Origin of the sequence: Micromonospora sp. NPDC048842 (assembly GCF_040649935.1) — a bacterium.
GTDB classification, from domain to species: domain Bacteria; phylum Actinomycetota; class Actinomycetes; order Mycobacteriales; family Micromonosporaceae; genus Micromonospora; species Micromonospora hortensis.
The window spans coordinates 35,595-59,602 of record NZ_JBEZGK010000003.1 but is presented as its reverse complement, the minus strand read 5'-3'; the positions used below and the strand labels follow the sequence as shown (position 1 = coordinate 59,602).

The following is a 24,008-nucleotide window of genomic DNA, read 5'->3' as shown; positions in this document are numbered from 1 at the left end:
TCGTTACCTCAGAACCTGCTTGCCACCGTCGACCAGCTGCGTGCCGAGCTGATCAAGGGTGATCTTGTTGGCGAAGTACTGCTGGAGGGCCGGGGTGGCGTACTTGGTCTTCCACTCCGGGTAGCCGTCGGCCTGCTGGAACGGGGCGACGGTCAGGTCCGTTGCGCTGTCCGCGGCGACGTCCCAGCCCTGCTTGCCGGCGGTGAGCTTGACCAGTTCCTCGTTGGCCTGCTTGCCGGTCGGCACCAACCAGTCGCCCTTGGCCAGGGCGGCCATGTTGGTCGGGTTCAGGAAGTACTCCAGGAACTGCGCGGCCTGCTTCTTGTGCTTGCTGTCCTCGGAGATCGACAGCGTCTGCGGGTTGGCGGCCTGCTTGGTGGAGAGCCCCTTGATCGGGGGCAGGGTTACCCACTCGAAGCCGGCCGGCGCCTGCTCGACCATCTGCTGGCGCAGCGACACCGAGCCGGGCAGCATCGCGTACTTGCCGCCGAAGAACCCGGGCAGGGTGTCCGCGCCGCTCATGCCGAGCGCCTCCGGGGAGGCGGACTTGGCGGTGTAGAGCATGTCGTGGATCCGCTTCGGGATCTCCTTCTCGGCGTCACCGACCTTGACCTCGGTGCGGCCACCGTCGCCGTAGAAGAACGTGCCGTCGTAGTTGAGCGCGAGGTTCAGCACCCTGTTGGTCGGCGACTTCAGCGCCCAGGCCGCGCCGTACTGGCCGGGCTTGGTGAGCTTCTGCGCGTTGGCCTGGAACTCGTCCCAGGTCCAGCCGCCGTCGGCCGGCGGCACCGCGACACCGGCGGCGTCGAGCAGCTTCTTGTTGGCGATGACGACCTGCGACTCCAGCAGGAACGGCACACCGGTGACCTTGCCGTCGACGGTGGCGGTGTCCCAGATGCCCTTGTCGATCTGGCCCTTCAGATCGTCCGAGACCAGGTCGGAGAGGTCGGCCAGGTAGCCCTGCTTGCTGAACTCGCCGATCGAGGACGCCTCGTAGTGCACGATGTCCGGCGCGTCGCCGCCCTCGAACGAGGTGAGCAGTTGGTCGTGCACCGAGTTCCAGTCACCCTGGACGTACTCGACCTGGATGTCCGGGTGCTCGGCGTTCCACTTGGCGACCAGGTCCTTGTTTACCTGCAACGACTCCTTCTGCCAGGCGAGGCTGAGGAAGCGCAGCTTGGCCGGGCCGGAGGCGGCCTCGTCGTCGCCGCCGGCACCGCACGCGGTGAGCGCGCCGAGGCCGACGACCGTGACCGCGGCGGCCGCCGCGAGTCGACGGAATCGGGTACGGAGCATGGGGGTTACCTCCTTGGTGGTGGTGGTTGGGGGGACGGGTCAGCCCTTGACAGCGCCCGCGAGCGACCCGGACGAGAGCCGGCGCTGCATGAACGCGAAGAAGATCAGGCTGGGCAGCGTGGCCAGCAGTGAGCCGGCGGCCAGGGGTCCCAGGCGGGCGGTGCCCTCGATGCCGACGAACCGGGCCAGCGCCACCGGCAGGGTGGCCAGCTCCGGAGTCTTGATCAGCACCAGCGCGAAGAAGAACTCGTTCCAGGCCGAGATGAAGGAGAACAGCGCGGTCGCGACCAGGCCCGGGGCGAGCAGCGGGAAGACCACCCGCCGCAGGACCTGCACCCGGGTCGCGCCGTCGACCGAGGCGGCCTCCTCCAGTTCCCTCGGAATGTTGCGGACGAAGCCCTGCAGCATCCACAGCGCGAACGGCAGCGCCCAGACCACGTAGATCAGCACCAGCCCGGCGTGCGTGTTGGCGAGGCCGACCTGCCGCAGCACCAGGAAGATCGGGATGATCAGCAGCACGAACGGGAAGAGCTGGGACAGCAGCACCCAGCCCAGCGCGGCGGTGCCGAGCTTGGAGCGGAACCGGGCGAGGGCGTACGACGCCGGCATGGCGATCAGCACTGTCAGCACCGCCGAGGCGAGGGAGACCTGGAGGCTGTTGAGCGCCGCCCGGCCCAGCTCCTGTTCGGTGAAGGCCTGGACGAAGTTCTGCAGTGTCGGGTTGTCCGGGATCAACGTCGGGTGCAGGCGTACCAGTTCGCGCGGCGGTTTGAACGCCGTGGAGAGCAGCCAGACCAGCGGGAACCCGAGGAAGATCAGATAACCGGCGAGCGCCAGGTACTGCAGCGTCCGGCTCGTGCGGCTCGGTTTTCCGAACATGTCAGTTCGCCTCCCTGAGCCGGCGACGGAGATAGACAGCGAGCAGCGCGATGATGATCACGACCATGACGTTGCCGAGCGCCGCCGCGTAGCCGTAGTTGCCGTAGCGGAACGCCTCCTCGTACGCGAACAGCATCGGCAGCATCGTCTTGCCGCCCGGTCCACCGGCGGTGAGCACGTAGACCAGGCCGAACGAGTTGAAGTTCCAGATGAAGTCCAGCGAGGTGATCGCCACGATCACCGGTGCCAGCGCGGGCAACGTGACGTGCCGGAACCGGTGCCAGGTGCTGGCCCCGTCCACCGCCGCCGCCTCGTGCAGCTCGCGACCCACGCCCTGCAGGCCGGCGAGCAGGACGACTGTGGTCTGCGGCATGCCCGCCCAGACCCCGACGATGATCACCGCGGGCAGGGCGGTGCTGAAATCGCCCAGCCAGTTCGTCCGCAGTCCGTCGGCGCCGACGCGGTGGAAGAACTCGTTGATCAGGCCGGCGTCGGGGTGGTAGACGAGCTTCCACAGGATGCCGACCACGACGGGCGGCATCGCCCACGGCACGACGGCCAGCACCCGCGCCACACCGCGGAACCGCAGTTGCTGGTTGAGCAGCAGCGCCAGCCCGAGGGCGAGCAGGAACTGCAACACCGTCACCCCGACCGCCCAGAGCAGGCCGATCTTGAACGAGTTCCAGAACAGCTCGTCACCGAGGAGTTCGCGGTAGTTGGCCAGGCCGGTGAAGCTGACCTCGACGTTGCGACCGGCGCGGGCGTCGGTGAATCCGAGGTAGATGCCCCGCAGCAGCGGGAACACCGACAGCACCAGGATCGGCAGCAGCGACGGCAGCAACAGAAGGTAGATGGTGGTGCGGTCGGAGCGGAACCGGTTCGGTCGGCGGGCCGGCTCGGCCCGCTCGACGTCCGGCCGCTCGGCCAGGGTGGTCATGCGGTCACCCCTTCGCTGGACGGGACGGTGGTAGGTGGGCCGGCCGGCCCGGTGGCGGGTCGAGGGACCGGCAGGGTCGCGGCGCTGGACGCGCGTACGACGAGACTTGGCGGCACCTGCTCGCGCCGCGGCGGCACTGTGGCGTCGGCGATGCGTTGCAGGAGCAGTTCGGCGGCTCGGCGACCACGCTCGGCCGAGCCGAGCGAGACGCTGGAGAGCTGGGGAAACATCATCCGGGCCAGTTCGGTGTCGTCCATGCCGACCAGGGCGACGTCCTGCGGCACCCGACGACCGGCGACCAGCAGGGCGTGCAACGCGCCGACCGCGATGAGGTCGTTGGCGCAGACCAGAGCGTCCGGGTCAGCGCGGGCGAGTAGTCGCTCGGTGGCGGCACGACCGGCCGCGTACTGGAAGTCGCCGACCTCGATCAGCTCGGCGTCGAGCGGGATGCCGTGTCGGGCCAGGGCGGCCCGGAACCCGGCGTCGCGGGCGGCGCCCGGGACGGTGTCGAGCGGGCCGTTGACGAAGCCGATCCGCCGTCGGCCAGTGGCGACGAGATGGTCCACTGCCAGCGCCACACCGTGCCGCGAGTCGGTACGCACGTTGTCGATCGGAGCGTCCGCGCCGAGCTGACCGACGACCACCACCGGCACCGGACTGTCCACCAGCGCGGTGAGGTGGTCGTCGGTGACCCGGATCGGCGAGACGATCATGCCGTCCACGTAGCGGTTGGCCAGTCGTCGCAGCAGAGCGGTCTCGTTGTCGATCCGCCCGCCGGTGGCGTGCACCAGCAGTTGCCGCCCGGAGGACGCGACCACGGCCTCGATGGCCCGCATCATCTCCACGTAGACCGGGTTGCCGATGTCCTCCACCGCGAGCGCGATCAGACCGGTGCGCTGGGACTGCAACGACCTGGCGATCGCGTTGGGCACGTAGCCCACCTCGGCCGCCGCCTCGCGAACCTTGCGGATCGTCTCGGGGCTGCCGCCGACGCCGTTGAGCACCCGCGAGGCGGACGCGATGGAGACGCCGGCGCGGGCGGCGACGGTGTGCACCGTGGGCCGACCGTCAGCCGGTTCCTGTAAACGTTTACGACCCACGTTCGGCACCTCCACCCGATAGCTGTAAACGTTTCCGGGGAGTCTGCTCCGTAGGCGGCGGAGAGGTCAACCCCCCGTTACGAAAACGTTTCCAACCCCCGTACCAGCGAACCCACCGCCGTTGATCAAGAGGTTTGCGTCATCCCGCTCGGCGTGGCGTGACGCGAACCTCTTGATCACCGACCTAAGGGCGAGGCAACGTCAGGGGCAGCTCTCGGGCTGGCCAGCGGGAGCGGAGTCGGCGGTCATGGCTGGCCACGACGATGGCACCTGGGCCGACGCCCAGGGCGTCCTCCAGCTCGTCGCAGAGCGTCGGCGAGAGGTGGTTGGTGGGCTCGTCAAGCAGCAGCAGCTCCGGCGGATCGGCGACGAGCGCCGCCAGGGCGAGCCGACGGCGCTGCCCCACCGACAGGTCGGCCACCGGGCGGTCGAGGTCCGCCGGGGCGAGCAGCCCAAGGGACGACAGCGGTACGACAGCGGCCCGTTCCATCCCGACGGCCGCCTCGAAGACCTGCCGGGCCGTCCGCCGCGCATCGGCGAAGACGGTGTCCTGGGCGAGCAGGCCGACCCGCAACTCCGGTCGTCGCCAGAGCGTTCCGGTACCGGCCAGGTGGCCGGCGAGGACGGCGAGCAGAGTCGACTTGCCCGCGCCGTTGGGGCCGGTCACCAACAACCGGTCGCGGGCCTTGAGCTCCAGGTGCGCCACCCGCAGTCGGCCCGGAATCTCCAGCCGGTCCGCCGTGACGATGACCCCGTCGGTGTCGCCGACGGCGAGCGCCGGCACGTGGAAGCGCAACGGCTCCGACGGCACCGGAACGGGGTCGCGCTCGATCGTCTCCAGTCGACGGGCGGCGTCGCGGACGCGACGGGAGATCTGGTTCTGCACGCGGCCGGCGGTGTGCCCGTACCCCATCTTCTCGCTGTCGCGCGGGCCCCGGCCGTGGGCGACCTGGTGCCCGGTCACGGCGGCGGCCTCGCGCAGCTCGGCGAGGAGCGCCTGCTCGTCGTCGTAGCGCCGTCGCCACCGTTGCGCCTCGGCCCGCTTCGCCGTCAGGTACGCGGTGTAGCCGCCGCCGAAGCGGACCGGCCCGTCGACCGCCGGGTCCAGGTCGACGAGATCGGTGCAGACCGCGTCCAGGAAGGCCCGGTCGTGACTGGCCACCACTACCACCCCCGGCATGGCACGAAGCTGGTCCTCGCAGAACGCCGCCGCCGCGTCGTCGAGGTGGTTGGTGGGCTCGTCGAGCAGCAGCGCGCTCGGTCGGCGGATCAGCATCGCCGCGAGGGCGAGCCGGCCGCGTTGCCCGCCGGAGAGCGCGCCCAACGTCCGGTCGTGGGGCAGCCCGCCGAGGCCGAGGCCGTCGAGGACCGTGCCGGCACGCCGGTCGGCGTCCCAGGCGTCGCGGTCCTGCGCCCGTTCCAGCACCTCGGCGTACGCGGCCAGCAGCCGGTCGTGCTGCTCGGTGCCCTCCAGCGAGTCGGCGAGCGCGACGCCGATCCGGTCCAGCTCGGCGAGGTCGGCGCGGGCGTCGCGCAGCGCGTCGTCGAGGACGGCGGCGATGGTGGTGGGTGCCCGAAAGGGTAGTTCCTGGTGCAGGAAGCCGACGTCCGGTGGGCGCGTGACGGTGCCGGAGTCGGGTACGTCGACGCCGGCCAGGACCCGCAGAAGGGTCGTCTTGCCGGTGCCGTTCTCACCGATCAGGCCGATCCGGTGACCGGGCGCGGCGGTCAGGGAGACGCCGTCGAGCACCCGGCGGTCGCCACGGACCCGCACGAGGTCATGGGCGATGAGAGCAGGTCGAACAGACATGGGGAACCTCGGAGAACGACGATCCGGGGCGCGCACCGGCACCCCGACGGAAGCAGGACATGACGACGAAGGCCGCGGCGACGAAGGCGCGTTCACACGCCCGTCGGCGGCCGGTCCGGGTGCTCACCCGGAGATGTCGTCGTCACCTGCCACGTCTGCTCCGATCTCCGAAAACTCGGGCGCAAGGATAACTCGGCGTCGCGGGCCCCCGCTCAGCTCCCGCCCGTCCGCGGGCCTGCCCGCAGCGAGTCGATGGTGAGGTCGAGGACGGCCTCGAGGTGGTCGATCTTTCCGGTGGAGAGCAGCAGCAGTACCCCACCCTGAATGCCGGCGAGCAGTGCCGCGGCGGCCCGGTCGGCGTCGAGCGCCGGGTCGATGTCGCCGGTCGACTGCATGTGCCGGATCCCCTCGGTGATCGCCTTCTGCCAGCGCCACATGAGCCCGGTCACGATGGCCTGCGCGCCGGGCGCCCGCCGGCCGGTCTGTCCGAGCAGACCGTTGAGGGGGCACTTCACCCCCTGCGCGAGATACCGCTCGATCAGTCGGTCGCGCCAGGCGAACCAGGCCGGCCAGGACGTCAGGTTGCTGAGCATCGGCTCCTGGTCGATGAGCACCTGGTCCGCCTCGTGCTGGGCCACCGCGAGCAGCAATCCCTCCTTCCCGTCGGGGAAGTAGTGAAAGAGCTGGCCCTTGCTGGTGCCGGTGTGGGCCATCACATCCTCGAGGCGTACCTCGTCGACGCCGCGCTCGCGGATCTCGGCGGCGGCGCCGGCGACGATCCGCGCCCGGGTCGCCTCGCCCTTGCGGGTCAACGCCCGTGTCATGAGACCTCCTGCTCTGGACCTGCGGGTCCGACCCTACCTCGGCTTTTGGACTTGCAGGTCCATTTTTGTCGAGCGAAGGTCGGGTACGCACGGTCCGCAGCGGGCCGACACCACGATCGGGAGGGCACCACGATGAACCACTACTACCTGCTCGGGCGGTCCGGTCTGCGGGTGAGCCGGCTGGCGCTGGGCACTATGAACTTCGGCGTCGACGGGTTCCACGCCGCGTACGGCAAGACCGAGGAGGAGGCCGAGCCGATCTTCCGGCAATACCTCGAGTCGGGCGGGAACTTCATCGACACTGCGGACTTCTACACCGCCGGCGAGAGCGAGAAGATCCTCGGCCGCCTGATCGACCGGGCCGGCGTCCGCGAACGGCTCGTGCTCACCAGCAAGTTCACCAACACCGTCGACCCGAGCGACCCGAACGCCAGCGGCAACGGACGCAAGCACATCATGCGGGCCGTGGAGGCGTCACTGCGCCGGCTCGGCACCGACTACATCGACCTGTACCTGCTGCACACCTGGGACCGGATCACCCCGGTCGAGGAGGTCGTGCACACCCTCGACGACCTGGTCCGCGCCGGCAAGATCCGCTACGCCGGGCTCTCGGACGTACCAGCCTGGTACGCGACGCGGGCGCAGAGCTACGCCGAGGCACACGGGCTGGCCCCGATGATCAACCTTCAGCTGCCGTACTCCCTGGTCAACCGGGGCATCGAGGCGGAGTACGTAGCGATGGCCCAGACCATGGGCATGGGCCTCACCGCGTGGAGCCCGATCGCCAGCGGCTTGCTCAGCGGCAAGTACCGGCGCACCGGTGACGGCCTGAGCGGGACCGGCCGGTTGACCAACCCGGACACCGGAGGTCGCCAGGTCAGCGCCAGCGAGTGGAAGGTCATCGAGGCTCTGGAAGGCGTCGCCGCCGACCTGGGCCGCAGCATGGCCCAGGTCGCGATCAACTGGGTCGCCACCCAGCCCGCCGTCGCCTCGGTGATCATCGGGGCGAGCAGCGCCGAACAGGTCAGCAGCAACTTCGAGGCGCTCGACTTCGAGATCCCGGCCGATGCCCGTCGCCGCCTCGACGAGGCCAGCGCGCCGGAACTGGGGGTGCCCTACGTGATGTTCACCCCGCAGTACCAGTCCTGGGTGGTGAGCCCCGGCCTCGGTATCGGCGACAAGCCGGCCGGCTACGCCCCTCCGGTGTTCAACAGCGCCACCCAGCCCACCGCGTAGAGCGGACCTCGGGCCAAGGCACGAGACAGAGGCCTTCGCGGCGACGGCATCACCGCGAAGGCCTCTGCGCCTACTGGCCCTCCACCGAAGCGTCTCCCTGGGGAGTGCGACCAGCAGGCGCGCGCCTCGGTCAATCCCGGTTCGCCACCGACAGCAGCGCTGGGAGTGTCATGCCCAGTTGGCGCAGGATGTCGTCGTGGCTGCCCCCGGAGGAGATCCAGCCTTCGCCCGCGTTCACGCTGCATACCTCGCGATCGGGCATGAGGAGCGCCAGTGCCGCCGCCACGCTCCCGCCGGGCCGATGTTCCTCGACGACAACGAAGCGCGCGGCCTTCGCGCTGAGGTGTAGCGCCGCCTGCGCCAGTGCGCCCTGGTCCAGGTAGCACAGGTGGGCGTGGGACAGGGTTGGCTGCTCCGCGACGGCACGCAGACTCAGCTCCGTGCCCTTCTCACCGACGGAAACGAGACAGGTCTCGCCGTCGCCCTCATGGTCCCAGGTCACGAAGTCCGGGGACCGGCGGTCACCTGCCAGACTCTCGTAGCCTTGATTGCGCCCTAGTCGGATGTAGTGCGGACGGCCTCCCGCAAGGGCGTTGTGCAGCACCGCCCGGGTCTCGTCGCCGCCGTACGGCGCGGCGAGCGCGATGCCGGGCATGCTCTGGACCACGGCGAAGTCCTCCAGGCAGTGGTGTGTGGTGCCGAGCCAACCCCCGGAGACCCCGGCGTAGGGCGCGACGATCGTCACTGGTGCGCCCAGGTAGCCGAGACCGAGTTTCATGCTCTCGCCGGCCCGCAGCACGGCGAAAGTGGCGAAGGTGCTGACAAAGGGCCGGTAGCCCGCGCTCGCCAGCGACACCGCGATGTCGATCATCGCTGCCTCCGCGATGCCCAGGTTGAAGAACCGGTCCGGATGGGCGTCCGCGAAGGGATGCCGTTGCCCACCCAGATCGGCTTCCAGACACAGGATGCGATCGTCCTGGCGGGCCATCTCGGTCAGTTCTCTGCGGTAGATCTCCCGTGAAGGGACCGGGGCGGCGCTCACCGCAGGGCCTGCGTCCACCGATGTGCCTGCTCAGGCGAGGCTGTGACGTAGTGCGAGCCAGCCCGGCCCTCGAGTTCGGCGATGCCCTTGGCCTTCACCGTCCGAGCGATGACGGCAAGCGGCCTGTCGCCGCGGGCGTCGTGGGCGGTGAGTGTCTGGTTCAGTTGGGTCGGGTCGTGCCCATCCACCTCGACCGTGTCGAACCCGAAGGCACGGAACCTGTCCGACAGGTGCGGCATGGCCGAGATGTCGTTGACCGCGCCGTCGTTCTGGTAGCCGTTGCGATCGACGACCACGATCAGGTTCCCCAGCCTCTGCGCGGCCGCCACCTGGCAGGCCTCCCACGTGAGCCCCTCTTGGAGTTCACCGTCACCGACCACGGCCACCGTCAATCCACCGTTGTCGCGTAGTCGGCAGGCCATACTCCAGCCCACCGCGTATGCCAGTCCGTGGCCGAGACTGCCTGTTGGGAAGCGGATACCGCGAAGCGCGGGGTTGGGGTGCCCGGTGAACGGACTGCCGTCCCGTCCGTACTGCTCGGACGGGTCCTCGGCGAGGATTCCCGAGGCGTGCAACGCGGCGTAGAGGCCCGCGGCGGCGTGACCCTTGCTGAGGACGACCTCGGATTCGGGTACGCCGCTGACGAAGTCGAACGCCGCCACGAGTATGTCGATGACCGAGAGGCTGCCGCCGAGATGACAGCCGGTCGGGCCGGCCGCCATCCGGACCGCGAGCCGACGGGCATGTCGTGCTCGGGCATGTAGGTGCGTGTCGCTCGCGGCGCCGGTGTCGCCACTTCGCAGTGTGGAGACAGTCACAGCGGACTCCCTGTGGTGAGCTGGTTGCCGTAGTAGGCGCCCGCGCCATGCTTGCGGGTGAAGTGGCGGTCCAGCAACCACTGTGGCGCGGACGCGGTGGGGTTCAGCGACAGCGTCTTCAGGGCCATCTCGGCGACCGCCTCGCAGACGATCGCGTTCTCCACCGACTTGAGCGGGTTCGCCGCCCAGGTGAACGGTCCGTGGTTGGCGGCGAGGGCGACCGGCCCGGCCAGCGCCTCGGCCTCTGCCCCGATGAGCTCGATGATCGCGCGAGCGGTGTTGAATTCGTAGTCACTGTCGCATTCGTCGGCCGTCAGGTCCCGGGTCACCCGGATCGGACCGGCGAACGTGTCGGCATGCGTGGTACCGAGCACCGGTATGTCCCGGCCGGCCTGCGCGAAGGCGACGGCGTGCGTGGAATGGGTGTGGGTCACCCCGCCAATCGACAACCATTGCAGGTAGAGCGCGCGATGGGTCTCGCTGTCGACGGAGGGCTTGAGGTTCCCGACGGTGACCCGACCGGTCTCCAGGTCCACCGGGACAAGGAGATCGGCCGTGAGGTCCTGGTACGCCACACCGGAAGGCTTGATCACATAGATGCCTGCCTCCCGGTCGACCCCGCTCACGTTTCCCCAGGTCAGCGCGGCGAGGCCGGCCTGGGGAATGATGCGGTTCGCGGTGAGGACTGCGTCGCGCAGGTCGGTCGATCCGGCCGTACTCATCGAAGATGCTGCCTCTCAGCTCGGGGATGCAGGTCGGCGGCGACACGGAAGCCGATGTCGGCCGACCAGTAGTCCGCAGGTTCGTGATGGCGGTACGCCGGCCGGCACATGTCGAAGAAGGAGTTCATGGCCCCACCACGACACACCCGGTTGCCATGCGCCGTGGCGTTGACCGGGTCGAGCAGCGGCGAGGTCTGGTAATAGGTGCTGTCATACGTGTCGTAACACCATTCCCAAACATTCCCCAACAGATCGAAGATGCCGGCCGAATTGGGGCACCGGGTGCCCACCGCGTGCACCCGGTCCCCAGAGTTGTGACTGAACCAGGCCCTGGTCTCGAGATCGACCGGCACGTCCGGACAATCGATGCGACAGGCCCCTTCCCATTCCGCCTCGGTTGGTAGCCGACCGCCGATCCAATCACAGAACATCGCCGCCTGGAACCAGGTGACATTCACCACCGGCAGCTGAGGATCCAGGCCGACGACGTGGTCCGGCGCGTACTGCGCATACAGTTCGTTGGTGACACAGGTACGCATTATCGCGAAGGACGAGATCGTGACCTCGTGGGACGGCGTCTCGCCGCAGTACACCATCTCGGCCTGCTTCTCGGTGCCCATCGTGTAGGTCGTTTCCGTTACCGTGGCCAGCAGCGGGTCGAGCAGTTCACGTCGGCGGATCTGTCGGGCGAGGACCCGTTCGCGGCCGTAACGGCTCGTCTCGACCGCCCGTGCGGCCGTGTCAGACATGGTCAAGAGTGCGTCCCCGTTCGTCGATGAGGTCGATCTCCATCTCCGCGACCCGCCCCCCGTCAGCCAGGGAGAACGCGCGGACCTGGGGATAGTTCCGATTTCGCAGCACTATCAAGAGATGCCAGAGCTGGGGGGAGGGATGGAGGTCGACGTCCACTGTGGCCAGGAGACCCGGATGGCGCTGATGGCTGTGGAAGACGCCAACCTCGTGCAGGCCCGCGTCACGGATATGCCGGGCGACCCGCCAGGACTCCTCCGGAGTGGCCAGGAACCCGGCGTCGTCGTGGTCGATGAAGTACTGACCGTATTTGATGAACTCCGCGCGCCAGTCATCCCGGACGTTGTCCTCGAAAAAGACGAAATCGGTGGGTGTTCCACCTGGCTCATCGGCCAGAAAATAGCCGAAAGTCTTGCGGGGGAAGCGTTCTTCCACCGCCATCAGGAAGCGGTCGAGTAAATGGCGATCCAGCCGCAGTAGCTCTGTCACAGTACGATCCTTCGACGCTGTGGCGGGGGCAATGTTAACGCTCACAATCCGTACCCGTCAATAGCTTATCCGCTTTCACCTAACGACGTGGCGTAGTCGCACCAGCCACGATACCGGCGCAGTGTAGACGCTGACGCGGATGCTCGCGGCCCCGCTTTTCGGACATTTTCCCGACAGGGCGCACTCGGGGCTTTTACCGAGTTGACACCCCACTCGGCACCATGCTAGAAAGACCAACGTCTACGTCCGTTTACCAGATGTTAACCTTCGGGCCATCGCCCGTCGGGGGGACCGCAAGCCCTGCTCAACCGATCATCGTCGCTGCCCACGGGGGGAAACGCTCACGATGGCCATGTTCGGCGTTCCATTTTTCGGCCTGGCCGGCCGCCGGTCAGGTCCTCGGCCGCCTCGCGGCGAGCCGTGTCTCACGCACACCGCTACGCCCGCATCGCTCGTTCGGTGCAGCGGCGACCGAGGAGTCCGTTCGTGACCACCCGGACGGTCAACACCGAGCCCCTCGAGGCCGGCTCGCTGCCCCCGGACATGTTCGCTCGCGCGGTCGAGTACGTCTGCCACGAGCGCAACCTCTACCGCGTCTTCACCCACAGCTACGGGCTGCGGCACTTTCCCCTGCTCCATCTCGACCGCTTCGCCTCCTGGCAACATTCGGCCGGGGTCGAGCCGCTGGTCGCCCGATACAACGCGCTCGAACCGTTTCTGGACCGCCACGTCCGGCAACGGATCGTTACCGACCTGGACCACATCTTCGAGGTCCTCGGCGAGCTGTTCACGAAGGGCCACAAGGCCACGGTCAACATGTGGGTCACCTACCCCGACGGATCGTCGTTCGTGACATCCGCCCTGCTCGAGGGCATGGATGACCAGGAGGTCGTCTACTACACGAAGATCAACGAGACGACCAACGTGACCTGCCGCCCGCTGGCCCGGGACAAGTTCCTGAGCCTCCTGGATCCGGAGGACGGCCAGGTCGAGCTCGACGTCCTGCGCCACTCTTCGGCTCTCGCCGAGATCGCCACGATGGACGGCACCGACGCGATGCGCCGAATCTTCGCCGACCTGTACGGCTACCGCTGGCACGGCGACGACCTCCATCTCGGCGCCCAGAAGGTGGGTCTCGATCTGGACGCGTTCGAGGCACTGGCGGCGGATCTGCGACGCTCGGCCGAGCAGATCCTCACGCCGGACGGCGTCCCGAAACAGCAGCAGTTCCGCCTGCACAAGCACATCCGCAACCGGTTCATGCCGATCCAGTTCTATCTCGCGCACGTCCGGGCCGACACAACACTGGCAGCCGCCCTCATGCCGGGCCTCCTGGCGCGAGTGGAATCGGTTGTCGCCGCCATGGACACGGCCCTCGGCGACGTCCTGAAATTTGCCAGCCTGCTCGTGCAGAAACCGGTTCCGGCCATGCTCGATCTGCACATCGCAGCGATCCTCCGCCTTCGGGACGTACTGCCGGCCTACCAGGCGGTCAATCTCGACGTTCTACGTTCGATTACGCGGTGAGAGTGGACCGCACTCCGCAGTAGAGCAGGACCACTCTCGCCCCGATCCGGCAACGTTGTCGGCAGGACGACAAAGCGCCCCGTCGGCACACGTTGATCTTCCTTTTGTTTGAATGATACCGTCCACAGTGGAACTGTTTGATCGCGGGTCCGTGTACACATGTCGCGATCGACGCATCGGAATCAACGGCGATCCGATGCCCAGCCCTCTCTCATTGCCACCGCCTCAGCGGTGGTCCGATCGTGGGAGCCTCACATAGAAGCCGTGATTCTTGAGCGCCGCCTTCTCGACCGTTTCGTCGAGGACGTGAGTCGGCGCTTCCCCGCCAAGCTTTTTGGATTCTTCCTCTCCACCCGACGGTTTGGTCCGCCGACCGACTACATCATCATGGAAGAGAACATCCGGGACGAGTGGCTGACCGAATTCCACGCGTACGGCAACTATTACGTCGATCACGACGACGCCGGCTTCCTGTGCACTCCGGAGGAGACCTGGCGGGTCGAGCGGGCCATCCGTGATGCCGGCCTGGTCAAGGTCGGCGTCTTCCACAGCCACCAACGCCACCCGGGAATCCTGACGTCGGTGGACGTCGACTTCCACCCGTCCCCGGATCTGTGGCACCTGCTGGTCGTGCTTCGCAATCTCTCTTACCCGTTGGTCCGGACATTCGAGGTCACCGACGCCGGCCGGGTCACCGAACTGCCACACGTCGTCGTCGACGGCTCCGACCAGCCGCGGGCCGTCGCGTGACAGGGCCCACCGCCGTGCGCTCGGCGTACCGGGACCTGACCACGACGACCGATCGCGCCGAGCTCGCCCGCCAACTCGGCGCGATCTTCCGGCTGACCGAAGACGGAAAACCGGTCGTCACCGACGGCGAGACGCTGTCCCACGCGTGGCGGGCCGCCGCTCGCCTGCAACCCGACGAGTACGCCGAACTGACCGCAACCTGGCTTCAGGCGGGTCGGCAGCAGCTGGAAGCGTCGTGTCTCGCGAATCTGGTCCGGTTGCCCGGAGGCTCGTTCCCGATGGGCACCAGCTCCGGCACGACACCCGTGTACTGCGGCGAGGAGCCTGAGCACGAGGTCACCCTCGACGCCTTCGCGATCGGCCGGGTGCAGGTGACGAACTCGGTGTTCCGAATGTTCCGGCCCGACCACGCTCCCGGGGCCGATCCCGACCTGCCGGTTGCCGACGTCACCTGGTACGACGCGCAGATGTTCTGCCGCTGGGCGGGTGTACGCCTGCCGACGGAGGCGGAGTGGGAGTTCGCCAGCCGGGGTGGGCGGTCGGATCCCTATGGCGACGTCGCCGTGCAGGATCTTGGCGCCTATGCGTGGTGCAGCGAGAACTCGCAGGGTGACCTGCATCCGGTGGGCACTCGCAAAGCCAACGCGTACGGCCTGCACGATCTCTTCGGCAACGTGTGGGAGTGGTGCGCGGACTCCTATGCCGCCGACTTCTACCAGCGGTCCCCCGCCCGCAATCCCCGCAATCTTGAGGACACCACCGAGCGAGTGTGCCGCGGTGGCAGTCTGCACGCCTTCACCGACATGTGCCGTTGCGCGTTCCGCCACCACGAACCGGCGGACTACTGGGCCTACGACATCGGGTTCCGGATCGCCGCGGATCTCGATCCCGTCGAGTAGCCGAGCCGACAAACCACACCGAGAAGAGTCGAAATTCATGCTGACCCTGACGCTGCCAAACTTCATCTCCGACCTGGTCACGAAAAACGGCACCACCAAGTCGAGCAAGATACGTGTGTCGGCCACCAGCGTCGCCGATCTGCACACCTTCTTCACCACCTGCCATCCGGCGGCCGGCTCCCGCATCTTCGAAGCCGACGGTTCGGTCCGCAGGAACATCATTCTCGTGGTGAACGATGAGCTGGTCCACAATTCACAGTATTCGCAGATCACGTTCGACGACGGCGACGAACTCGCTCTGTTGATCCAGTTCGCCGGCGGATGACCGACGGTCCCGTCATCCGTCCGCGCCGCTTACGTTAGGAAAGTCACATGACCAGCAACATCCGCGAGTTCGAAGCGTCGTCGCTTCCGCCGGACCTTTACGAACGCGCCATCGAATACGTCTGTTACGAGCGCAACTTTTACTACATCTACTCCGGGTCGTACGGGTTCGAAGCCTTCCCACTGGTTCATTTGGACCGGTTCCTCGGCTGGCGGCACGCCCTCGGAGCGGAGCCGCTGTACCCGTTGCACAACGGCTTCGCGGATCTGCTCGACACGTACGTGCGCGACAGCGGGAGCACCACTGTGGAGGGCTTCCGCACCGCGCTTCACAACCTGTTCACCGAGGGACACAAGGTCTCGGTGAACATGTGGGTCTCGCACACCGACGGCACCCCGTACGTGACGTCGGTGCTGCTCGAAGGCATGGACGAGTCAGGCACCGTCTACTTCACCAAGGTCAACGAGACACTAAACCGGACCTGCTCGCCGCTGACCTTCGCGGAGCTCATGGAGAAGGTCGCTCCGGACGAGGACGGCACTATCGGTCTCACGGTCATCAAGCACTCGGACGTCATCCAAGGACTCGCCGGGCTCGCTCCCGCGGAGGCGTTGCACCACCTCTTCCACGACCTCTACGGCTACCGCTTCGTCAACGGCGAGCTGACCCGGCACGGTACGCCGGTCGTGGCCGACCAGAGCGGCCTCGACGAGCTGCTGGTCCACCTGGACAACCACGAGGACGACGTCCTGGTCGACGGTGCCGTGCCGAAGCAACAGCAGTTCCGGCTCAACAAGCACGTCCGGAATCGTTTCGCTCCGATCCAGTTCTACCTCGACTACGTGCTGACGACACCCGACCTGGCCGCGTCGCTGCCCGACGACCTGGTCGCGCGTACGCGGGCGGAGATGGGTGGTATCGAGCGGGCGTTGAACGACGTGCAGAAGTTCGCCAGCCTCCTCGTCCAGCGCCCCGAGCCACGGATCTACCGGATGTACGTCGACTCGGTTCGTGCTCTGCGCTCGCTTCTCCCCGCCTACCAGCAGGTCAACCTGGATGTGCTCGCGGCACTGACGGTAGGTGGTGGCGAGCAGGCCGTGGAGACCGACTGGATCCCGCGATTGTTCGGCGGCTATCTCTCGGACGACGTCATCGCCAAGGTCATCGGTGACTACCCGGCACACCGGGACGTGCCGCTGACGCAGCTCGGGCTCGACTCGATGGCGGTGATGGGGTTGGTCCTGAACCTGGAGCAGATCTTCGGCCTCCAGATCGACTACGCCACCTTCGACATCGCCACCCTGCGCACAATGGGTTCCATCGAGCGGTACCTGGCCGAGGCGCGGGCCGAGGCCAACGCATGATCATCCCGGTGTCCCGGGCGGTGACAAACCCCGCCGTGCAGCACACGCTGCGCACTCAGGTGCTCTACCACTTCCCGGCGGTCTCCTCGGTCTCGTTCACGCCGGAGCAGGTCGTCGTGGAGTCACCCGCGGTGAACCTCCACGAGGAGGCGGTGTCGGCGCTGGTCAACGAGATCGCCGACAGGTTCGCCGTGCTGCCGGCCGTACCCACACGGGTCTACTACGACTCCGACGACCCGCCGCAGGACCGGCCCGCCCGGCACGATCCGGCGGCGTTCGACGCGGCGGCACGCCAGCTTGCCGCCGAACTGGACGAGGCCCGGAGTTTGCCACCGCGGCGCGCGCTGGCCGCGCGGCGCACCCCAGCCGGCCGCGGTCTCAATCTCTACGGCCACGAGATCGCGGCGCTGTCACGTGGGATCGACCAGTTCGTCCGGCGCTTCTACCAGTACGCCTACGGCGCGGAGGAGCTTCGGGTTCCCTCGATGCTGCCGACCGCGGTGGTCGACCGTGCGGGATATTTCGACACCGCCCGTCAACATCTGAGCTTCGTCAGCCCGCTGAACCCGACGCCGCAGACCTTCGCGGGTTTCCTGCCGTACTGGAAGGAGCACGGGGGCAACGGCACTCACCGCGACGAGGGTCTCCGGGACTTCCTCAGCACGCCGGGCGAGGTGCTCAACCCGGCCATGTGCCTGCACTGCTACCCCCTCATCGAAAACACCGAGATCCCGATCGGTGAGCCGGCTGTGTTCACACTGGCCGGCGCGTGCTTCCGTGACGAGTCGGGGAACCTCAACCACGACAACCGGCTCCGCGAGTTCCTCATGCGGGAGGCTGTCTTCGTCGGCGACGAGCTCGCGCTGGAGCGGGCGCACGGCGAGATGGTGGACTTCGTGGTGGCGATGGCCACGTTGTTCGGGCTGGACTTCCGGATGGAGAGCGCGAACGACATCTTCTTCAACGACGGGGCACCGCAGCGGATGTTCTCGCAGCTCGTGTCGGATAACAAGATCGAATTGATGGTCCGCGGGCTGCCGGACGGCGCGCCAATGGCCGCGTCCTCCGTCAACAAACACCAGACCCATTTCACGGTCCCGTTCGGCACGACCAGCGGTGGGCGTCCGGCCCTGTCGATCTGTGTTGGTTTCGGTGTCGACCGGCTTGTGCTGGCACTCGTACGGCGGGCGGCCGAGCAGGAAGGGGACCTGCTGGCGATGCTGTCCGAGTCGATCACCGACCACCTCACCGTCCGGACGGCTCCCGCATGAGGCGCGCCGTCGTCTGCGTCGAGACTCCGGACTTCTTCCTCGACGAGATGGAACGCATCGCCAGCGAGGAGGGCGACGAGGTCTGGGTTCTGTCGCCGGAGGGGCGGCACCGTGATCGTCAGCGCGCCATTCTTGTCGACCCGAGAACCGAGCATGACCGTGCGGTGCAGGAGTTGGCCCGGCTGGTCGGTCAGCCGGACGCCGTACTGACCACCCAGGAGATGTTCCTGACGCAGGCGTCGGCGATCGCCGACGCCTTCAAGGTGGCACGTACACCGCCGGCCGCGGTGGCCGCATCGCGGGACAAGGCGCGGATGAAGGAGATCTGGCTGGCCGCCGGCGTACGAACGCCAAGAGGGCTCTTTCGCAACGCCATCGGCGGTCCCGACCTGGCCCTCGACGGCCTTGAGTTCCCGCTGATCGCCAAGCCTTCTCAGGGTTTCGCGAGTTGCGGTGTGCGGAAGGTGACCACGAGAGCCGAGTTGGACGAGCATCTGCGCAAGATCTTCCTGGTGAACTCCACGGTGGTGGCCAAGGAGCGCCTCGCCAACACCGGATTTCTGATCGAGGAGTACGTGGATGGGCCGGAGTACTCCATCGACACGATTTGGTTCGACGGAGAACCACTCTGCGACGGGATCCTCATCAAGGGCAACGCGCCCGGCCCCTACTATCCCGACCGGCTCTACCACATGGATCCCCAACTGCCGGCCGCGCGGGCCGATCGAATCAGGGAGATCTCGTACCGGGCGGTGCGGGCGCTCGGCGTCACCAACGGTGCCACCCACACGGAGGTGCGGTTCCGTGACGACGAGCCGTTCGTCCTGGAGACCACCAACCGACCCGGCGCGGGTGGCCTGTTCTACCAGCTCTTCACCAGTGCCTCCGGGGTCGACTTCCACCGGCTGTACTACCTGGCCGCCACCTGTGCCGACAGTGCGGAACTGCGGGCACGCGCGGGCGGCCTGACGCCAAAAGCACTGCCCGACAACGAGTACCCGTTCTGGTACAACCTTCCGCACCGCGGCAGTGGTGTCATCCGCGCGATCACCGGCCTGGAGCAGTTGGCCGGACGTGGCGAGGTCGACCGGTGCCTCAGTTACAAGCAACCCGGTGGCGTGCTCTACCCGGAAGGACTGGAGGCCGACTACTTCGTCTCCGTGCTCGGTGTCTACCGGCCAGGTCCGAGCGACCCACCGATCGCCGACTACGTGCGGCGGTACGACAACATGATCGAGGTTACGTTTTGACGACCGTATCGCCCGGCACGACGACGGAGACCGTCGACCGCCGGCCACTGTGGAACCGTGACTTCGTCACGGTGGCCATCAGCAACCTCGTTTCACGTGCCGGAACGGTGGTCTTCGACGTCGTTCTGGCCTGGTGGTTGGTCCGGGAAACCGGTGCCACTGTGGTGGCGGGCTACGTGCTCGCGGCGTCCACGCTGCCGATCGCCCTGCTCAGCCCACTGAGTGGCGTCCTGGTGGACCGGTGGAACAAGAAGTGGGTGCTGATCGTCACCGATGCGGTCAGTGCGATCGCCGCTGGCGCGGTGGCCGTCATGGCGTATCAGGACGTGGTGAACATACCCGCCCTCGTGCTGTGCGCGGCCGTCCTGGGCGCGTGCACCTCGCTGTTCAAGCCGGCCGTCCGGTCCATTGTCCCGGCCCTGGTCGCCAAGGACCGCCTCACCAAGGCAAACTCGCTGACCACGAACTTCGCCGAGACGACGAAGGTGGTGGGCCCGTTGCTCGGCGCCGCTCTCATCGCCGTACCGGCTGTCGGCATCGCGGGTGCGCTGTTGGTGAACGCCGCCTCGTTCGCCATCTCGGCGCTGGCGCAGGCTTTCATCAGCTTCCGGCCGGCAGCGCGCTCATCGAGGGACGAGTCCGTATTGGATGGCCTACGCGCTGGGTTGCGGTACCTCGGTCGCAAACGGTTGGTCCGCAGTCTGCTGCTGCTCTGCGGTCTGGTGAACTTCTTTCTGGTGTCGTTCACCATCCTGCTCCCGCTGTATGTCAGCGAGGTGCTGCACGCCGGGAGTGGCGCCTATTCGGCCGTCCTGACCGCCGAGGCGTTGGGCGGCGTGGCGATCACGGTCTTCTTCCTCGCCAGGCGTGACGTGACACCGAAGCCGGCCCTGCTGGCCTGGTACATCGTGGCGGCGGGCGTAGCGCTCGCCCTGATCCCGCTGGCTCCCTTCCTCTCCACGCTGATAGTGCTCGCCTTCGCCCAGGGCGCCGTGATGGGCGCGTTCAACACGTACTTCTTCACCTACGTCCAACAGGTCGTCGACCCGGCGTACATGGGCCGGGTGTTCGCCCTGGTCTACATGATCGCGGTGGCCGTGATGCCCGTCTCCTACCTGGTCTTCGGCTATCTGGGCAGCCACATCATCAGCGTCGCCTTCGTCTACGTCGGTGTCGGCACCATCGTCACCGCCCTGCCCTTCCTGCGGATGCGCGACGAGGACGCCATGGTGGAGACGGATCCCGCGGTCTCATCTTGAGGGCCGTCCCGGTCGCCGCCAGCCTGGCGGCGACCGGGCTCGACCTACTGCCGGGTGGTGCGGACGAGCGCGTCGTCAGTCTCACCCTCGTAGAGCGCGACGTACAGCCGGAGCAGCTCGTCGCCCTCGGCGCCCAGGGCCGCGAGGGCGAGGGTGTTGTGACCTACGCCCAACCGCTCCGGCAGGGTGCACACCCGCAGCGGCACCGCGTTCGCGTCGGCAATCCGGCGCGGCACGTCGACCGCCGCCCCGAGGTCCACCACGCCGTCGAGCGGGCTGATCGCGACCGCCGCGGTCCGCAGACCGGTCCGCCGGGGCGGATTCGGCAGGGTACGGGCGATCGTCAGGTACTGGGTGACGGCGGCGAGCGAGTAGCCACGCGACGTGACGCGGTCCCGGAGAACGCGGCGCCCGTACAGCACGATGAGCGGTTTCACCGCGTAGGCCGGCGCCTGCCGCGGATTCGGGCCGAAGAACGGTGACAGCAACAGCAGATGTCGTACGACGTTGCCCGGCACCTGGGCCAGCCAGGCGGCCAGCACGGCACCGCCGGAGATCCCCACGACGCCGACCTCGTCTCCCAGCGCCGCCGCGACGGCCCAGCCCTGCGCGGCGTACGTCGTCAGCTCACCGGCCTCGACCCGGTGGTGGGCCCGCCGGTCGACGGTCCCGTGCTGGGGCGCCCGGGGCACCCAGACGTTGTACCCACTGTCGAAGAACTTCTCGGCCAGCCCCGCGTACTGCTCGGGCGCGAGGGTGTACCCGTGCAACAGCAGCACGGCGCGGCCGGTCCGGGAGCCGTGGCTCAGCAGGCGACTGCGCGACTCCGGTCGCACCTCCGGGTCGGCCGTCTCGGCGGCGATGATGGCCGCGGCGGCACGGGTGGCCGTGTCGAAGTCGAGCGGTCGGGCCGGCGGGACCCGTAGCCCACGGCGGCCCACCGGCCAGAGGTAGAGCCCGGCGACCGCCGCCCCGACGAGCGCCAACCCGCCGACGAGAAGCGCGATGATCTCCGGCATGGTCAGATGCTGACAGGGGCCGCGCTCGACGCCGGCCGAGGGGGTGCGCCCGGGTGACCGGGCGCACCCGGTCAGCTATTCCTGGCTGTTCGGGGGCGCGAAGACGACCCGGGAGCGCAACTGCCGGAAGCCGGTCCGCTCCAACTCCGCCAGCACCGTCACTCGGTGGGCGTCCACGTCGGCGATGACCTCGCGGGCACCGCCGGCGGCCAGCACCCGGACCGCCTCAGCCAGCAGTTCGGGTCGGACGGCCTCGTCGAGCAGGCCGAGATAGGCGATGAGTGGAAAGCAGGCGTCGCCGGCCGTTCCGACCAGGCCCACCGGCTTACCCGCGTCCATCGCGACGCGCCATCCCTCGAGGGCGTCGCCCAGCCAGGCGAGCGGGTCGGTGGCCAGGTCGACGCCGCCGACCGCTAGTGCGTTCTCGACGCCGGTCAGTACGTCCGGCTCGGCGATCCTGGCGACCAGGGCCTTGACCTCCGCGACGTCGACTGGGGCGCGGAAGTCGTACCGTCCGGAGGACGCCGGTAGGGGTGTGCCCGTCCAGGAACAGCGGAGCCGCTCCCCCCGCTCGACCAGCCCGGCGAGCCTGGCGGCCTCCATAGGTGCCCGCACCACAGCCAGCACCTCGGGCCGACGCCGCCAGTGCGCCGGCAGCGCGGCGTGGTACAGACCGGGACCGCCCAGTGCCTGGTGGGCGGCGCGCAGCAGCTCGGCGCCCACCTCCGGCTCGGCGTCCAGGTCGAACCGTTCCAACCACGGGGCACCGACGGCGCCCGGCGGGAGGACCCAGGCTGCCCGACCGACCACCCGGTCGGCACGGAGGGCGACCCAGGTGTGCTCGGGACGGTAACCGCCGCCGGCGATCCCGTCGGCGTACGCGACCTGGCGCAGCTGGGGCAGCGGATCAGGCATGGAGTCGAACAGGTTTTCCTCGTCCGCGACGAGCGGACGGATGACCAGATCAGTCATGGGTTGGTCCTCCGGGAAGCGCGCGCCCCGGATCAGATCCGCGCGGACGCCGGAGCGCGGAGGGGGCGCAGAACATCGGACATTGTTCTGACCTCCTTCCAGCTCGACGGCGTGCCCGACGACCATACGCGCAGGGGTCGCCGGCACGCAACGGTTCGTCACAGCGTCGGGTTGGTCTCCGACCCACGCTTGTGGGCACGCTGGTCGTACACCGTGATGCCGGCCAGGATCACCGCCGCGACGGCCGCCACGGCGACCGGCGGGAGCAGCACCATCGGCGGGGCCGCCACGGCCAGCGCCACAACGCCGTAGTACAGCGCCCGACACCGCGGCGCGGATCGGTTCGCCCGCTCCAGGGTGCTCCGCCCGACCAGGAACAGCACCGGTCCGCCGAAGATGATGGCCACCAGGGCCCAGTCGATGGGCGGGTGCGGGTCCTCGATGACCTGTCCGAAGCCGACAGCGGTGCAGATGATGCCACCGACGATCAACAGCAGGCTGTAGCTCGCCCACCGCGACAGTTGGATTCCCTCCCCGCTCGGGGTCGAGGCATGGCCGGTCCTGACGTGGTAGAAGTAGATCCGCCAGAACGAGACGACCGCCACGAACGAGGCGACGAGGGCGATGGTCCCCTCGGTGGTGAAGCCCGGGAAGCTGACCGCCGCGCCGGCTTCGAGCACCACCTCGGCGAGAGCGATCATGAAGAACTGGTTGTACCGCTCGGCGAGATGCTCCTGCGAGACGGTGACCCTCAGGCTGTTGAGCTGACTCCGGCCCACGCGGGGAAGGGGGTAGGTGGTGGCGGCGCCGATCATCTCGATGGCGAGGGCGATGGACCAGAAGATGCCCCGACCGAGACCGCCGCTGATGCCGCCACTGATCCAGAGCACGCTGGACGCCAGGTGCCAGGTCAGCACCCGGAGCGAGAACGTGTGCGCCGGGTGGCCCCGCAGGGCGAACGCCAGGAAGAGCGGTCGGCCGACCTGGATGACGACGTAGGTGCAGGCGAAGACGACGCCGCGTTGGCCGAAGGCCTGCGGCAGGGTCACCGCCAGCACCAGCGTGCCGAACATCGTCGCCAGCAGGACAACCTGCAGGTCGGGGCGCCGAGGGTCGTAGGTGCTCGCCAGCAGGGCGTTGAGCGACCAGATCATCCACATCGCCGTGAAGAAGAGGACGGTCTGGCCCGCCTCGGACAGCAGTGTGTGCCGGACGATGGTCAGGTCGTCAGCGACCCGCCCGGCGAGGCGGGCCAGCGCGAAGACGTAGACGATGTCGAACAGCAGTTCCAGGACGGTCGCCGAGCGGGGGCTCCTACTGTCCCCGAGCCCACGAAAGAACTCGGTGCGCGTCAGCACGGACGGCGGGACAGCTCAGCCGGCCAGGGCCGCCGGCATGGGCACGCCACGGCGGTGACCCTGTTCCGCTGCCATCGTCCCCGAGCCTCCCTCGCCGACCGGCCCCACCTG

Annotated in this window: 23 protein-coding genes; 9 read left to right on the top strand and 14 right to left on the bottom strand. The window is 68.2% G+C overall.

All coding sequences use genetic code 11. From position 1 onward, the window contains the following. Positions 1-3: 3 nt before the first annotated feature. The 6 genes from AB0C19_RS05245 to AB0C19_RS05220 form a co-directional block, all read right to left on the bottom strand. Positions 4-1,296 (bottom strand): sugar ABC transporter substrate-binding protein, encoded by a 1,293-nt coding sequence (locus AB0C19_RS05245; protein ID WP_357179694.1) that lies wholly within the window; start codon positions 1,294-1,296, stop codon positions 4-6. A gap of 39 nt (positions 1,297-1,335) precedes the next feature. Beyond that, positions 1,336-2,175, bottom strand: a complete 840-nt coding sequence (locus tag AB0C19_RS05240) for a carbohydrate ABC transporter permease (protein ID WP_357179691.1) — start codon at positions 2,173-2,175, stop codon at positions 1,336-1,338. Between the two features lies 1 nt (position 2,176). Continuing rightward, positions 2,177-3,112: a sugar ABC transporter permease gene (locus AB0C19_RS05235; protein WP_357179688.1), complete on the bottom strand. Its 936-nt coding sequence runs from the start codon at positions 3,110-3,112 to the stop codon at positions 2,177-2,179. Next, a complete protein-coding gene (locus AB0C19_RS05230; protein WP_357179686.1) occupies positions 3,109-4,212 on the bottom strand; it encodes a LacI family DNA-binding transcriptional regulator in 1,104 nt (367 codons plus the stop codon). Before AB0C19_RS05230 ends, AB0C19_RS05235 begins: the two co-directional genes overlap by 4 nt. 184 nt (positions 4,213-4,396) lie before the next feature. After that, positions 4,397-6,022: an ABC-F family ATP-binding cassette domain-containing protein gene (locus AB0C19_RS05225; RefSeq protein WP_357179682.1), complete on the bottom strand. Its 1,626-nt coding sequence runs from the start codon at positions 6,020-6,022 to the stop codon at positions 4,397-4,399. Positions 6,023-6,234: 212 nt separating this feature from the next. Continuing rightward, positions 6,235-6,846 (bottom strand): TetR/AcrR family transcriptional regulator, encoded by a 612-nt coding sequence (locus AB0C19_RS05220; protein WP_357179679.1) that lies wholly within the window; start codon positions 6,844-6,846, stop codon positions 6,235-6,237. 132 nt (positions 6,847-6,978) lie between these two features. On the opposite strand from AB0C19_RS05220, the gene AB0C19_RS05215 reads away from it, so the two are divergent. Then, positions 6,979-8,082, top strand: coding sequence for an aldo/keto reductase (locus tag AB0C19_RS05215; protein ID WP_357179676.1), 1,104 nt, complete (start codon positions 6,979-6,981; stop codon positions 8,080-8,082). 130 nt (positions 8,083-8,212) lie between these two features. On the opposite strand, the gene AB0C19_RS05210 is transcribed toward AB0C19_RS05215, so the two are convergent. The 5 genes from AB0C19_RS05210 to AB0C19_RS05190 are packed head-to-tail and all read right to left on the bottom strand — an operon-like array spanning position 8,213 to position 11,903. After that, positions 8,213-9,124, bottom strand: a complete 912-nt coding sequence (locus AB0C19_RS05210) for a transketolase (protein ID WP_357179673.1) — start codon at positions 9,122-9,124, stop codon at positions 8,213-8,215. Next, a complete protein-coding gene (locus AB0C19_RS05205) occupies positions 9,121-9,942 on the bottom strand; it encodes a 1-deoxy-D-xylulose-5-phosphate synthase N-terminal domain-containing protein (RefSeq protein ID WP_357179670.1) in 822 nt (273 codons plus the stop codon). The genes AB0C19_RS05210 and AB0C19_RS05205 overlap by 4 nt, the downstream gene beginning before the upstream one ends. Next, on the bottom strand, positions 9,939-10,664 hold the full coding sequence (araD, locus tag AB0C19_RS05200; protein ID WP_357179667.1) for an L-ribulose-5-phosphate 4-epimerase AraD: 726 nt from the start codon (positions 10,662-10,664) through the stop codon (positions 9,939-9,941). Before araD ends, AB0C19_RS05205 begins: the two co-directional genes overlap by 4 nt. Beyond that, positions 10,661-11,413 carry a formylglycine-generating enzyme family protein gene (locus AB0C19_RS05195; RefSeq protein ID WP_357179664.1) on the bottom strand — a complete coding sequence of 251 codons (753 nt, stop codon included), beginning with the start codon at positions 11,411-11,413 and terminating at the stop codon, positions 10,661-10,663. Before AB0C19_RS05195 ends, araD begins: the two co-directional genes overlap by 4 nt. Continuing rightward, positions 11,406-11,903: a hypothetical protein gene (locus AB0C19_RS05190; protein WP_357179661.1), complete on the bottom strand. Its 498-nt coding sequence runs from the start codon at positions 11,901-11,903 to the stop codon at positions 11,406-11,408. Before AB0C19_RS05190 ends, AB0C19_RS05195 begins: the two co-directional genes overlap by 8 nt. Positions 11,904-12,389: 486 nt before the next feature. On the opposite strand from AB0C19_RS05190, the gene AB0C19_RS05185 reads away from it, so the two are divergent. The 8 genes from AB0C19_RS05185 to AB0C19_RS05150 all read left to right on the top strand — a co-directional run bounded on the left by AB0C19_RS05185 (position 12,390) and on the right by AB0C19_RS05150 (position 20,548). Beyond that, positions 12,390-13,430, top strand: a complete 1,041-nt coding sequence (locus tag AB0C19_RS05185) for a hypothetical protein (RefSeq protein ID WP_357179658.1) — start codon at positions 12,390-12,392, stop codon at positions 13,428-13,430. A gap of 264 nt (positions 13,431-13,694) precedes the next feature. Next, positions 13,695-14,180 carry a hypothetical protein gene (locus tag AB0C19_RS05180; RefSeq protein WP_357179655.1) on the top strand — a complete coding sequence of 162 codons (486 nt, stop codon included), beginning with the start codon at positions 13,695-13,697 and terminating at the stop codon, positions 14,178-14,180. After that, positions 14,177-15,079, top strand: coding sequence for a formylglycine-generating enzyme family protein (locus AB0C19_RS05175; RefSeq protein ID WP_357179653.1), 903 nt, complete (start codon positions 14,177-14,179; stop codon positions 15,077-15,079). The genes AB0C19_RS05180 and AB0C19_RS05175 overlap by 4 nt, the downstream gene beginning before the upstream one ends. A 37-nt stretch (positions 15,080-15,116) precedes the next feature. Next, positions 15,117-15,404 carry a MoaD/ThiS family protein gene (locus AB0C19_RS05170; RefSeq protein ID WP_357179650.1) on the top strand — a complete coding sequence of 96 codons (288 nt, stop codon included), beginning with the start codon at positions 15,117-15,119 and terminating at the stop codon, positions 15,402-15,404. A gap of 47 nt (positions 15,405-15,451) precedes the next feature. Next, on the top strand, positions 15,452-16,768 hold the full coding sequence (locus AB0C19_RS05165; RefSeq protein ID WP_357179646.1) for an acyl carrier protein: 1,317 nt from the start codon (positions 15,452-15,454) through the stop codon (positions 16,766-16,768). Continuing rightward, positions 16,765-18,039, top strand: a complete 1,275-nt coding sequence (locus tag AB0C19_RS05160) for a hypothetical protein (protein ID WP_357179643.1) — start codon at positions 16,765-16,767, stop codon at positions 18,037-18,039. Before AB0C19_RS05165 ends, AB0C19_RS05160 begins: the two co-directional genes overlap by 4 nt. Then, the gene (locus tag AB0C19_RS05155; RefSeq protein ID WP_357179640.1) at positions 18,036-19,289 is read left to right on the top strand and encodes an ATP-grasp domain-containing protein; all 1,254 of its coding nucleotides are present in this window, start codon (positions 18,036-18,038) and stop codon (positions 19,287-19,289) included. The genes AB0C19_RS05160 and AB0C19_RS05155 overlap by 4 nt, the downstream gene beginning before the upstream one ends. Continuing rightward, a complete protein-coding gene (locus AB0C19_RS05150) occupies positions 19,286-20,548 on the top strand; it encodes an MFS transporter (protein ID WP_357179637.1) in 1,263 nt (420 codons plus the stop codon). Before AB0C19_RS05155 ends, AB0C19_RS05150 begins: the two co-directional genes overlap by 4 nt. A gap of 44 nt (positions 20,549-20,592) precedes the next feature. On the opposite strand, the gene AB0C19_RS05145 is transcribed toward AB0C19_RS05150, so the two are convergent. The 3 genes from AB0C19_RS05145 to AB0C19_RS05135 all read right to left on the bottom strand — a co-directional run bounded on the left by AB0C19_RS05145 (position 20,593) and on the right by AB0C19_RS05135 (position 23,897). After that, positions 20,593-21,567, bottom strand: a complete 975-nt coding sequence (locus AB0C19_RS05145) for an alpha/beta fold hydrolase (protein ID WP_357179634.1) — start codon at positions 21,565-21,567, stop codon at positions 20,593-20,595. A 75-nt stretch (positions 21,568-21,642) separates the two neighbouring features. Continuing rightward, positions 21,643-22,539, bottom strand: a complete 897-nt coding sequence (locus tag AB0C19_RS05140; protein ID WP_357179632.1) for an acetyltransferase — start codon at positions 22,537-22,539, stop codon at positions 21,643-21,645. 158 nt (positions 22,540-22,697) lie between these two features. Further along, a complete protein-coding gene (locus tag AB0C19_RS05135) occupies positions 22,698-23,897 on the bottom strand; it encodes a low temperature requirement protein A (RefSeq protein ID WP_357179628.1) in 1,200 nt (399 codons plus the stop codon). Positions 23,898-24,008 lie beyond the last annotated feature (111 nt).

Excerpts from the sequence above, each read along its gene's own strand:
- AB0C19_RS05245 (WP_357179694.1), bottom strand. The coding sequence starts at position 1,296 with ATGCTCCGTACCCGATTCCGTCGACTCGCGGCGGCCGCCGCGGTCACG.
- AB0C19_RS05240 (WP_357179691.1), bottom strand. The coding sequence starts at position 2,175 with ATGTTCGGAAAACCGAGCCGCACGAGCCGGACGCTGCAGTACCTGGCG.
- AB0C19_RS05235 (WP_357179688.1), bottom strand. The coding sequence starts at position 3,112 with ATGACCACCCTGGCCGAGCGGCCGGACGTCGAGCGGGCCGAGCCGGCC.
- AB0C19_RS05225 (WP_357179682.1), bottom strand. The coding sequence starts at position 6,022 with ATGTCTGTTCGACCTGCTCTCATCGCCCATGACCTCGTGCGGGTCCGT.
- AB0C19_RS05220 (WP_357179679.1), bottom strand. The coding sequence starts at position 6,846 with ATGACACGGGCGTTGACCCGCAAGGGCGAGGCGACCCGGGCGCGGATC.
- AB0C19_RS05215 (WP_357179676.1), top strand. The coding sequence starts at position 6,979 with ATGAACCACTACTACCTGCTCGGGCGGTCCGGTCTGCGGGTGAGCCGG.
- araD (WP_357179667.1), bottom strand. The coding sequence starts at position 10,664 with ATGAGTACGGCCGGATCGACCGACCTGCGCGACGCAGTCCTCACCGCG.
- AB0C19_RS05195 (WP_357179664.1), bottom strand. The coding sequence starts at position 11,413 with ATGTCTGACACGGCCGCACGGGCGGTCGAGACGAGCCGTTACGGCCGC.
- AB0C19_RS05170 (WP_357179650.1), top strand. The coding sequence starts at position 15,117 with ATGCTGACCCTGACGCTGCCAAACTTCATCTCCGACCTGGTCACGAAA.
- AB0C19_RS05165 (WP_357179646.1), top strand. The coding sequence starts at position 15,452 with ATGACCAGCAACATCCGCGAGTTCGAAGCGTCGTCGCTTCCGCCGGAC.
- AB0C19_RS05160 (WP_357179643.1), top strand. The coding sequence starts at position 16,765 with ATGATCATCCCGGTGTCCCGGGCGGTGACAAACCCCGCCGTGCAGCAC.
- AB0C19_RS05155 (WP_357179640.1), top strand. The coding sequence starts at position 18,036 with ATGAGGCGCGCCGTCGTCTGCGTCGAGACTCCGGACTTCTTCCTCGAC.
- AB0C19_RS05145 (WP_357179634.1), bottom strand. The coding sequence starts at position 21,567 with ATGCCGGAGATCATCGCGCTTCTCGTCGGCGGGTTGGCGCTCGTCGGG.
- AB0C19_RS05140 (WP_357179632.1), bottom strand. The coding sequence starts at position 22,539 with ATGACTGATCTGGTCATCCGTCCGCTCGTCGCGGACGAGGAAAACCTG.